Below are 11,477 nucleotides of genomic sequence, written 5' to 3'. Positions count from 1 at the left end.
CAACTTTGCTGCTGCCGGGCGAACGGTGCGAGGATCCGGTTCGGTGACAGAAAGTCGGATAGCGCAGCCCTCCCCAGGGGTCGCGGTTAAACATGGCTCGCCTGAGACTCGGTGCGCGATAAACTTCGCCGATGAGTTCACTCCCCGACGCCGAAGAAATCGCACTGCGGTATCTCGAACAACTGCCGTGGCCGCCGTATCCGTTTCAGGAACAGGCCATCCTTGGCTGGTTTGACGACGATGACGGCCTGATGGTGTGTGCTCCGACGGGCACCGGCAAGACCGTCATCGCGGAAACGGCGCTCTACGAAGCGCTGCTGACCGGACGGCGAGCCTACTACACGACTCCGCTGATCGCTCTGACCGAACAGAAGTTTCATGAACTGCAGGAGTCCGTCGAACGCTGGGGGTTCTCGCGCGACGATGTCGGTCTGGTCACCGGTAACCGGCGAGTCAACCCGGACGCCCGCATTCTGGTGGTCGTTGCGGAAATTCTGCTGAACCGGCTGCTGAGTCCCGACGAATTCTCCTTTGCCGACGTTTCCGCCGTGGTGATGGACGAGTTCCACACGTTCAACGATCCGGAACGGGGCATCGTCTGGGAGCTTTCGCTGGGACTGCTGCCAAAGAATGTCCGAGTTCTGCTGATCAGTGCCACAGTCGGCAACGCCGTGGATTTCGTCGTCTGGCTGAACCGACAGCACGATCGGCGGCTGCGTCTGCTGCAAAGCGAAGAGCGCCGCGTGCCGCTGGAGTTTCGGTGGGTGCCGGATCAGCTGTTGGCCGAACAACTGGAAATCATGGCCGATGGCGATGACGAGTCTCGCTACACGCCGGCTTTGGTGTTCTGCTTCAATCGCAGCGAATGCTGGAGCGTTGCCGAACAGTTGAAGGGACGTCGCCTGCTCGCGGACGGCCAGCAGCAGCAGTTGCAGCACGAAATTGATCGCATGGACTGGTCCGCCGGAGCCGGAGGCAAGCTGAAACAGATCCTGATACGCGGCGTCGGCATTCATCATGCGGGCCTGTTGCCGAAGTACCGCAGAGCGATCGAGCATCTGTTTCAGAAGAAGCTGCTTTCCGTCTGCGTGTGTACGGAAACACTTGCCGCGGGCATTAACCTGCCAGCACGCTCCGTCGTGATGACATCGCTGCTGAAGGGGCCGCCAGGCAATCTGAAGCTGATCGACGCCAGTTCCGCCCATCAGATGTTCGGCCGAGCCGGACGACCACAGTTTGACGATCGAGGCTATGTGTTCACGGTCGCTCATGAGGACGACGTGAAGCTGTTTCGCTGGCAGGAAAAGTACGACGCGATCCCCGAGGACACGAAGGATCCTTTGGTGCTGAGGGCGAAGAAGGCGCTGAAGAAGAAGATGCCCAAACGGCGTCCCGGCGAAAGTTATTGGACGGAAAAGCAATTCGAATCGCTGCGCGCCGCGCCTCCGGGAAAGCTGTCGAGTCGCGGTCGTTTTCCGTGGCGGCTGCTGGCGTTTCTGATTCGCAAGTCGGGAACCGTGTCGTCGCTGCGCGATTCCGTGCGCCGCCGATTACTGGATTCGCAGGAAAAGGAAGTCGCCGAAAAGTCACTGAAGCGAATGCTGATGACTCTGGAAGCCGGAGGTTTCATCACTCTGCAGCCTCCACCGCCGAATCTTGTTGCAACAGCCGACGATGCTCCAGCGTTTCGCAGCCGGGTCGCCGGAACGGAAGCCGCGTTTGAAGTGTCAATGGAAGCACTTCGCAGCAGTGCGAAGAATTCGGTCTGGGCGGCAGGCATCGTGCCCGATGAATCACTGAGCGAGATCCACGACTTCAGCAGCCACGAAGACGTCGACGGCAGCGACTTCGGAGAAGGCGGGAACCCAGCACAACCCCTCCGTCATTCCCGCGCAGGCGGGAACCCAGCACGACCCCTCCGTCATTCCCGCGGAGGCGGGAACCCAGCACAACCCCGCCGTCATTCCCGCGCAGGCGGGAACCCAGCACAACCCTGCCGCAACGTCCCCCGGCCTCCTCGGTCAACTCATTAAAGAAGCCCGCAAGACCGGCGGAGTCGCCACGACACAAGTCGCGAAGAAAAAGCGATCCTCGACTGCGGAAGCCGATGCCGACAAACCCAACGAAGCGACTCAGCGTCTCGACGACTACGATCCGCAGTACGCACTGGCAACGCCGCAGTTGGAGATGCTGTTCGCATTCCGCAGCATCAATTCGATCTACGGGATCTTCCTGGCAGAACACATGCACAAGGCCAGCCACGAAGAACGATTGCAGCTTCTGGAAGCGGCGCTCGATATGCCGGGTTCGGTCGCGAAGATGGTGCGAGTTCCGTTCCCCGATCAGATGCCTCCCGGCCCGCTGGCGGTAGAATTCCTTGATGAGAAAATTCTCTCCCGGGGTTTGGCGACGCAGGATGAACTGACCGGTTACCGCGATGAAGTGCTGGGCAAACGCATTCCCGCGCTGAAGCTGGCGGAGAAGATGCACCTCTTGTTCAACAGCGAGTTTCCTGGCATCCACGACGCTCGATCAACAGCCGTGTGGTGCATCGGCGATCTGCTGCGATTTGGCGGTGACTTCAACAAGTATGTGCGAGCCCGCGATCTGACAAAACAGGAAGGGATCATCTTCCGTCATTGTCTGCGAATGATCCTGCTGTGCGGCGAGTTCGCTCAGATCGAACCGCCGGAAATCCCCGCTTCCGAATGGCGCAGCGACCTGGCAGAACTGGCGGCGCTGCTGACCGATTCCTGCCGCACCGTCGACCCGACCAGCACTGACGAAACGCTGTCACAACTGGAATTGCGAAAACTGGATGGTGAGACACTTGTGGTCTGAGGTTCAGCTATCAGTACTGCTTCGGCCTTCCCGGTCTACAGTTCCCACGTCCAGTCGAATCCGGTGACGTAGTACAGGCCGCCGAAGATGTTGTCGAGCGACGTCGCGAAGATATCGAAACCGCTACCGCCGGCAGCCACGAAGTCGCCGAGGAACTCGGAATTGGACAACAGCAGCAGGTCGTTGTCATCGCCTGTTTGCAGGTCCGTGTTGCCGGCAATTGTGGTGTCATGGAACTCGAAATAGTCCATCCCCGCGTTGGAATGGATTTCCGTGTCGCCTCCGATGAACGCGCCGTCGAAGTAGGTTCCACTGCCTCCATTACCGTTCAGTGAAACCAGCCGGCCGTTCACGGTGCCTTCGACGAGCAGATCATCAAATCCGTTGCCGTTGGAGATTTCGACTTCGCCGACCTCAGCGTAGAAGCCGATTGACGTTCGCGAATTGCCGTTGCCGTTGTCGATCTTCAGCGAGCCGATATCGGGGAGGTCGCCGTGGCCGTTTTCTACAACGATTTCATCCGAACCGTCGCCGTTCATGATTGACAGACGGCCGATCTCAAGCCCGAAGGGGCCGCCTTGTTCGACCAACTTCGTGAAACTGCCCCCGTCGCCGTTTTCGATTTTCAGTTCCGGTGTCCAAACGCTGCGGAATTCGTACGTGTCATAGCCAAGCCCGTTTCGGACCTCGAGGCCTTGAGCGAAACCGCTATGCACGAGATACACATCGGTGGAACCTTGTATGTTTTTGAAACGGGTGGTGCGAAGTACCGAGAAGTCTCCCAGGAATACCTCAGACATGCCGCTTTCGACGAGAAACGACAGATCTCCGGACACACCGGAGAAAATTGAACGCAGGCTCGCGTCACCGTGACCCAGATTCAGCCAGAGATCCTGGCGGAGACTCCCGGAAACCTGAACGGTGTCTGGTCCGTAACCATGGTTGTCAACCAGGACTGCCCCGTCGACGAACGCGTAGTAACCAATACCTAAGCTCGTACCGATCCAAATCGTGCTGCCGCCGTCCGGGCTCTGGACAAAGACGTTTCCACCGTAGTTTCCCGACATGATGAATGTCTGGAATCCCGGTCCGTCCACGGCGGAAACGTCACCCACGACCGAGCAGGCGAACAATTGCAGCCTGTTGTCGCCATGCGGGTCTTCTGAATAGACGCCTCCCTGCGTGTCGAGGTGGTTGATTCGAGTCCGATCGTTGCCCTGCTCACCATACAGCAGCAGGTCCGCGGTGAAACCAGGCAGTGACTCGCCGTCGACCGTTAATTCGTCATCACCGCCGCCGAACGCGATGAACAGGATGTCGGTCGGCTGTTCGAACTGAATCGTGTCGAACGTGCCGTTCGTGCTGCGGATCTGAATGATGTTGTTGAACGGATCTCCGTCATCTTCCAGCACCGCCTGATTCGCTTGGTCGTTGAGCACAATGTACTCCGCGCAACCGGCGTGCAGTTCCGCTGCAAGTCCCGCGAAACACACAGTCAGCAGCCACGTCTTAACGAACTTCAGCATGAGAATCTTTCCCTTCACACAGCATGGGGTAACTGAGGAGATTCGATTGTGTTCGCCGGCCCGGTGGCAATTCCACAGTGCATCGTTCAACCGCGGCAGTTTTCACGAAATATGCAGCATGACCGTTAGAGCCGGACTGGCATCCCGGTTGGCTGCCGAATATCAGCCAATGCCCATGCTCTGTCGTGGTCTCCGGCCACGGGAGTCTCTGATGGCAACTTTCGGTACATGCCTGAAAAACACGGGAGTTTCACCGGACAAACCCGTCCGGAAACCGAACTTGACCCGATTTTTGATTTTGTCGTATAACGCCGCGCGTCGACACTCTCCTCTTCTGTGTTGACTTGTCATTTCCGCCGCTGAGCGGCGGTTTTCGGATGAATCAACACCCTGCCGCAGTTCAGAGAAACCGTCCGGTTTCACTTCGCCCATTCGTAAACCTCTCTCCTCCACCATCCGCCTGAATATGTCGGCCTCGGCTGCGGAACGGTTGCGTGACCGTTGTCGCAGGCGCGGATACGGCAGTCAGGTGACGGTCCAATTCAGACTCTCCGGGAGCTGTTACCATGCAGGATGCAACGCAGTTATTGAACACAGAAACCAACGGAAGCCGACTGATCGCACCGAAGGCGGGTCGCCGCAGCACAATGCTGGTTGGCGGCACGCTGATCGCGCTTGTCGCGGCCGGAATCGGCATGCAGGTCTGGCGCGCTCAGAACAGTAAAGCAGCCGAACAGAAGGATTCCGTTGCCGGCAGCGTGCGACTGGACGACACGCTGGCCACTCCGGTGGGTCGAGTCAACGGGCAGCCGGTGACGTACGAAATGCTGGCGAAGGAATGCATCGAACGGCACGGCAAGGATGTTCTGGAAAACGTCATCAACCGGACCATCATTCAGCAGGCCTGTGCCGAAGCCGGTGTCACAGTGACCGAAGCGGAAGTGAATCAGGAAATCGTCAAGATCAGCAAAAAGTTCGGACTGCCGGTCGGCCAGTGGTACAAGATGCTGGAAGCCGAACGCGGCCTGACAGCGCTGCAGTACCATCGCGACGTCATCTGGCCGATGCTGGCCCTGAAGAAACTGGCTGGCAAGGAAGTCAAGATCACGAACGAAATGATGAAGGAAGCCTACACCGACAACTACGGTCCCCGCGTCAAAGCGAGGATGATCGTGATGGACAATCAGCGACGAGCCACCGAGATCTGGGAAAAGCTGCAGAAGGATCCGGAACTGTTTGAAGACTTTGCCAGAGACTACTCCGTGGAACCGACCAGCAGAATTCTGGGCGGCAGCATTCCTCCAATCCGCCGTTACTCCGGCGCTCACGAGAACATTCGCAAGGCCGCGTTTAATATGCAGGAACCCGGCGAAATTTCGAACAGCATCATTCAGATCGGCATCAATCAGTACGTAATTCTGAAGTACGAAGGCCGCACGGAACCCATCGACCATGACCGGGATGCCGTCGCCGCGCAACTTCATGAAGAACTTGTGGAACGCGAAGTCCAGAAGATGGTTGCCGAAACGTTCAGCCATCTGCGTGAAAACGCTCGCATCGACAACTACCTGACCAACGAATCGACGGTGCCGGCGGAAGAATCAGCCGCTACGGTGAATCCATCGAAGGCAGTCAGCTTCACGACACTGACAGAGCCGACCGCCCCGTAAACCAATCTCGACACGTCACACGCCTGACGGCCGCGCACAGTTGACATAAAGGCAACATGCGGGCCCGTCCGGCAGAGATATTCTGACCGGCTGCGATGACGTCCCCGGACGTGGTCGCAGCCGGTTCTGCTTTATGCGGCAATCTTTTCCAGGACGCTTTTTTCAGGCAACGGAAACCGTCAGACTCTCCGGCGATGACTATCCGATTCGACGCTGACAACGCCCGGGCGAGGTTCTGATGCCGGAATACACTTTTCCGCCTGCGTATTTCCTGTTACTGGCCGTCGGTGTCGCTGTCGCCGTGGCTGACTCTTCCGTGGCGAACGAGAACGTCCACCTTCGCGGTTCGCTGGAAAACTGCCGGCACCGGTTCTCTGAGCGGCAGGGCCATGTCGCGTTTCTTGGCGGATCCATCACGGAAATGGACGGTTATCGGCCGATCGTCGAGAACTGGCTGCGTAATCGCTTTCCCGAGACGAAGTTTTCCTTTACCAACGCCGGCATCGCGTCGACCTGTTCGCAGACCGGCGCGTTTCGGCTGAAGCGGGACGTGCTGGATCACGGGCCCGTTGATCTGCTGCTGGTTGAGTTCGCGGTCAACGACGATCAGGACGCCCATCATTCCTCCGACGACTGTGTTCGCGGGATGGAAGGAATTGTGCGACAGGTGCGGCGCCACAATCCGTCAGCCGACATCGTCATGATTCATTTTGTCAACGAAGCGATGCTGGAAACGATCGCCGCCGGAAAAGAACCGCTCAGCAGCGCGCAGCACGAACGAGTCGCCAGGCACTACGACGTTTCGTCAGTCTACCTTTCCCGCGAAGTCGCGGATCGCATCAAAGCCGGAACACTGACGTGGCAACAGTACGGCGGTACTCATCCCGGTCCCGTCGGTAACCAACTGGCTGCGGATCTGGTGACGGGACTGCTGGAATCCGGCTGGACAGAAGCGGCGGATAACTCACCGCCGAAACCGCACGACGTGCCGGACGATTTCATTCTGACCAGCAGTTTCGCGGACGGTCGCCTGCTGCCTTTCGGCGCAATCCGGATTGTCAGCGGCTGGGAAAAATCGGAACCGGACTGGGACCGTATTGCCGGCAGCAAGCGATCACGGTTTCTGGGCATCCCGCTTCTGCACGCGACGCAGCCCGGCGCCACGGTGGAATTGTCCTTCCACGGAACAGCCGTCGGAGCGTATGTACTGGCGGGGCCTGACGCCGGGCGTCTGGAGTATCAGATCGACGGGGGTGACTGGCGTCAGGCCGAGTTGCTTCATCACTACAGCAAGGGCCTGCACTATCCGCGCACGGTGATGTTTGCCACGGGGCTCGACGACGACGCGCATTCCGTGACGGTTCGCGTGGCGGAATCGCATCACCCGGACAGTACCGGCTTCGCAGCGAGAGTGCTGAACTTTGTTGTCAATGGTCGGGATCCGGACTCCGAATGAGTGCTTCGAACGAATCCGGCCGGCTGGTTCCGGGACTGACCGTTTGGCTGACTGGGTGCATTTTCCTGCTGTCCGGAGTTGCCGGTCTGATCTATGAAGTCGTCTGGTTTCGAATGCTGGCCACGACATTTGGAGCCACCGGCCCCGCTCTGGCCGCGACAACGGCTTCGTTCATGGCAGGACTGGGGCTCGGAAGCCGATTGGCGGGCGGGCGAGCGGACCGGATGCAGCGCCCCATCCAGGTCTATGCGCTTTTGGAGCTGCTGATCGGAACCTGTGCATTGGCAATGCCGTCGGCCATTCACGGCGTGGGGTTAGTGCAGAGAATCCTGTTTGACGCGGGAGAATCATCAGTCACCCGCGCGGTCGTTCAGTTCAGCCTGATCCTGCTGGTTCTGGTCATCCCGACGGCACTGATGGGTGCGACTCTGCCCGTGCTTTGCCGAGCGGTCATCCGCAGCAACGCGCACGTCGGCCGCCGGTTTACCTGGCTTTACGGCATCAACACGCTCGGCGCGGCCGCGGGAGCAGTCCTGGCCGGCTTTCTGCTGATTCCACTGCTGGGGATTCGAAATACCGTGTACGCGGCGATCGGACTGAATGTCGCCGCGACCGTTCTCGCGCTGCTGATTGCCGGTCGTCGCCGCAGCAGCGTCGGTGAAAATCGATCGACGGAATCGCAATTGTCGGAAACCCCGCCGGTGTATCCGGAGGAGTCCGCGACGGACGCCCCGCCGTGGATGCTGTTGCGCTGTTCCGTGTTTCTGTGCGGCTTCGCGGGACTGGCGACTCAATACCTATGGACGCGGTCGCTGATTTTCGGATTTGACCGGCTGAAAAACACGACGTACAGCTTTTCGGCCGTGCTGACCGTCACGCTGCTGGGCCTGGTGCTGGGGACAGCCGCGACTTATCTGTTTATCGACCGGCTGAAAAAGCCATGGCGCGCGTTTGCCGTCACGGTCGCGTTGATGGGACTCTCGATTCTTGCATCGGTCGCGGTCCTGGTGCTGTCGCCGAAACTCCATGACATCGTTGACCCGAAGACACTTCAGGTCGACTTTGGCCATGCCGTGTCTCAGGTTGTCGTGCGGACCATCGCTGTGCTGGGAATTCCCACAGTGCTGATGGGAGCGGCGCTGCCGCTGGCGATGAGAAGTGCGGTGGAACAATCTTCGGCGGGAAAACAGGTCGGCGGGCTTTATGCGTGGAATACGTGGGGCGCCGTCGCCGGAGCCATCATCGCCGCCTTCGTCATCACACCCGTTGCAGGGCTGCTCCGCGGCGTGGCCGTGCTCGGCATCGTGCAGATGTTGCTGGCCGCACGAATCGAATGGCAGCGGCGTCTGGTGTCAGCATCGCTGCTGGTGATGTCCGCCGTCGCGGGGATCGTTCTGGTTCTCGCGCCGGAATCCACCTGGCGGCTGCAGACACTGCGCCCGGGCGAATTCATTGTCGGGTACCGTGACTCCGCCACGGCTACGGTCGCGGTGATTGAAAATGATGTCAGCGAACGCCGAATCTGCGTCGATGACGTCCCTGTGGCCGGCACGTCCACGATCATGCAGACGGACCAGAAAAGCCTGGCTCACTGGAGCCTGCTACTCGCGGAAAATCCCGAGTCGGCGCTGACGGTCGGGTTCGGCAGCGGAGGAGCATCGCATTCGTTTCTATTGCACGACCGGTTGCAGCGTCTGGACTGTGTGGAAATCTGCCCGGATGTTCCCCGCATGGCGCCGTTGCTGACGGAGGCCAATCACGGACTGATGGAAAAGAACGACTCGCGATACCGGGTGATCATCGCAGACGCCCGCGCGTATCTTGCGGAAACCAGCCAGCGGTACGACGCGATCGTTTCCGACTGCACGGACCTGCGTTATCGATCCAGCGCGAATTTATACGACCTGGAATACTTTCGGCTCTGCCGCGACGCTCTGCGACCGGGCGGCTGCACGGTGATCTGGATGCCGCTCGGCGGACTTTCAACGGATTCCTTTCGACTCACGCTCAGAACGTTTGCTCGCGTTTACCCGGAAACCAGCGTGTTCTATCTGCACAATCGCTGGACTCATTATGTGCTGTTGGTCGGACATCAGCAGCGTCCGCAACTGACGGTGGACCGCGTTCGCAATTTCCTTTCTGAGTCCGACGTGTGGGAAGATATGTCAGAAATCGGGATGTCGAACCCCTACAAGATTATTGCCACGTTTCTGACATCGGGTCGGCGACTGGAATACGCACTGAAGGGCGACGAATTGAACACCGAAGATCGTCCGGTGCTGGAATTTGCCGTCCCGCGTTTTGACACGGGACCATGGTCGGCTCAGCGGAATCTTGACTTCCTTAGGCAGCATCGTGCGCCGCTGCATCACCTGCTGGCCGACAGCGTTCCCGAATCTGAACTGCAGACTTGTCTGGCATGGCAGCAGGCCGCGGAACACATTCTGGCCGCTCAGGCGGCGGAACGGTCATTCGACCTGGAGACCGCCACACGCCACTTTCTGCAGGCACAAATCCTGACACCCGACGATGACGCCATCAGCGGTGCCCTGGACTTCCCGGAGTTCCGAGCACTGGCCGACCGAGGACAGCCGACCGCGTGGTTGTTGCTGGGCCGCACACAGCAACTGCAGGGAAACCCGGACGAGGCGCTGGCCTGCATTCAGCAGTTTGAACATTGTCTGGACAATCTCCGCTCGCCGCTGAACGACGAACAGCAGGCGTGGCACGACCAGGCCGTCATGTGGAAACCGACTGCCGAGCAGTGGAAACGCGAAATCGGCGGAATGCAGAAATCGAATGAAGACTCGCAGCGATGACTTGATCCGGCGGCGGCGGCGACAAGAATGGTCGTCACCATTCACTTCCGGGCTTCTCAGCCGTCTTGATGTTTCCTGACCACCTGTCTGTATTTTTCTGAATTGAAGGTAGCGATCGGTATGGCTTCACGTCTTATGTTATTGGTCTTTCCGGCGATTGTGGTGCTGTCCGCCGGGTGCCAGGATAACTCCCGGGTTGTGGCAGAATTGCAGAGCCAGGGAGCTTCCGTGGCTCGAAATCTTGACGACACCGTAAAGTCCGTTCGGTTCGACGGACAGTCACCGACAGATGCCGACCTGCAGAAACTGGAGTCCTTCAAGACGCTTCAGGAAGTCTTTGCGGTGGCTCCCGATGTGACGGACGCCGGACTGACCGCGCTGAACGGCATGGAAAAACTCCACACGGTTTCCGTAGCGGGTTCTGCCGTGTCCGGCGATTGCCTGGCAACTCTGATCAAACTTCCGGCGCTGAATTACCTGGACCTTTCGAATTCATCAAAGCTGCAGGAAGACAAGCTGGAATCGCTCCGCGGAAACTCACAGATCCAGACACTGCGGCTGACGAATACCAATCTGACCGACAAGTCGATCGATGTCATCGCGTCCATGACCGGTCTGAAGCACGTGCGGATCGCAGGCACGCAGGTTACCGACGAAGGAATTGCAAAGCTGGCGACAGCGCTGCCTGGTCTGGAGACGCTGGAATTCGGCTCGGATCAGATCACCGATTCGGCCGCCATGTCGCTCGCGCCGCTGACCGGATTGCAGGAACTTGAGATTCTGAATACGCAGATCTCCGATGAAGGCCTGGGTGCGCTGGCGGGGCTGTCCAAACTCAGAATTCTGGCGGTGCATCACAGCCCGCGAATCTCCGATGCCGGCATTGCTCTGCTGGGCAGGCTTCCGGAGCTTTATTCACTGGATGTTTCCCACTCGGAGTTCACGGGAGCGGACTTCAAGCAGGCCGGGTTCGTCACGCTGACTCGATTGTTTGCCGACAACACGAAAGTCACCAATGACAACATCGGCAGCTTCAAGGGTCTGCCGGAACTCGGGGCGCTGAAACTGCGCGGCACGGAAGTCACTCAGGAAGGTGTCAGCCGGTTCTTCGCGTCCAATGATCCGACGGCGGTGGCTGTCGGGCCAATGCCGGCAGAATAGCACC

Annotated in this window: 7 protein-coding genes; 6 read left to right on the top strand and 1 reads right to left on the bottom strand. The window is 59.1% G+C overall.

What is annotated here, in order from left to right; translation table 11 throughout:
• Nucleotides 1-131 precede the first annotated feature (131 nt).
• Both R3C19_06340 and R3C19_06335 read left to right on the top strand, forming a co-directional pair.
• Nucleotides 132-2,033 (top strand): DEAD/DEAH box helicase, encoded by a 1,902-nt coding sequence (locus R3C19_06340; protein ID MEZ6059961.1) that lies wholly within the window; start codon nt 132-134, stop codon nt 2,031-2,033.
• 154 nt (nt 2,034-2,187) lie between these two features.
• A complete protein-coding gene (locus R3C19_06335) occupies nt 2,188-2,841 on the top strand; it encodes a hypothetical protein (protein MEZ6059960.1) in 654 nt (217 codons plus the stop codon).
• Between the two features lie 35 nt (nt 2,842-2,876).
• Here the strand turns inward: R3C19_06335 and R3C19_06330 are convergent, their stop codons facing one another.
• A complete protein-coding gene (locus R3C19_06330) occupies nt 2,877-4,367 on the bottom strand; it encodes a hypothetical protein (GenBank protein ID MEZ6059959.1) in 1,491 nt (496 codons plus the stop codon).
• 566 nt (nt 4,368-4,933) lie between these two features.
• Here R3C19_06330 and R3C19_06325 point away from each other — a divergent pair.
• From R3C19_06325 to R3C19_06310, 4 genes are all read left to right on the top strand, one after another.
• The gene (locus tag R3C19_06325) at nt 4,934-6,037 is read left to right on the top strand and encodes a peptidylprolyl isomerase (protein ID MEZ6059958.1); all 1,104 of its coding nucleotides are present in this window, start codon (nt 4,934-4,936) and stop codon (nt 6,035-6,037) included.
• Nucleotides 6,038-6,275: 238 nt separating this feature from the next.
• Complete coding sequence (locus R3C19_06320) at nt 6,276-7,493, top strand: SGNH/GDSL hydrolase family protein (protein ID MEZ6059957.1); 1,218 nt, start codon at nt 6,276-6,278, stop codon at nt 7,491-7,493.
• Nucleotides 7,490-10,312, top strand: coding sequence for a fused MFS/spermidine synthase (locus tag R3C19_06315; protein MEZ6059956.1), 2,823 nt, complete (start codon nt 7,490-7,492; stop codon nt 10,310-10,312). Before R3C19_06320 ends, R3C19_06315 begins: the two co-directional genes overlap by 4 nt.
• Nucleotides 10,313-10,432: 120 nt before the next feature.
• A complete protein-coding gene (locus tag R3C19_06310; protein MEZ6059955.1) occupies nt 10,433-11,473 on the top strand; it encodes a hypothetical protein in 1,041 nt (346 codons plus the stop codon).
• Nucleotides 11,474-11,477 lie beyond the last annotated feature (4 nt).

The sequence above is a fragment of the Planctomycetaceae bacterium genome (assembly GCA_041398785.1).
Lineage (GTDB): Bacteria > Planctomycetota > Planctomycetia > Planctomycetales > Planctomycetaceae > JAWKUA01.
The sequence above is the reverse complement of the archived record's forward strand: the minus strand, read 5'-3'. Positions and strand labels throughout refer to the sequence as shown.

What these genes read in the sequence shown, in the direction of transcription:
- R3C19_06340 (MEZ6059961.1), top strand. Translation starts at nt 132, where the DNA reads ATGAGTTCACTCCCCGACGCCGAAGAAATCGCACTGCGGTATCTCGAA.
- R3C19_06335 (MEZ6059960.1), top strand. Translation starts at nt 2,188, where the DNA reads ATGCTGTTCGCATTCCGCAGCATCAATTCGATCTACGGGATCTTCCTG.
- R3C19_06330 (MEZ6059959.1), bottom strand. Translation starts at nt 4,367, where the DNA reads ATGCTGAAGTTCGTTAAGACGTGGCTGCTGACTGTGTGTTTCGCGGGA.
- R3C19_06325 (MEZ6059958.1), top strand. Translation starts at nt 4,934, where the DNA reads ATGCAGGATGCAACGCAGTTATTGAACACAGAAACCAACGGAAGCCGA.
- R3C19_06320 (MEZ6059957.1), top strand. Translation starts at nt 6,276, where the DNA reads ATGCCGGAATACACTTTTCCGCCTGCGTATTTCCTGTTACTGGCCGTC.
- R3C19_06315 (MEZ6059956.1), top strand. Translation starts at nt 7,490, where the DNA reads ATGAGTGCTTCGAACGAATCCGGCCGGCTGGTTCCGGGACTGACCGTT.
- R3C19_06310 (MEZ6059955.1), top strand. Translation starts at nt 10,433, where the DNA reads ATGGCTTCACGTCTTATGTTATTGGTCTTTCCGGCGATTGTGGTGCTG.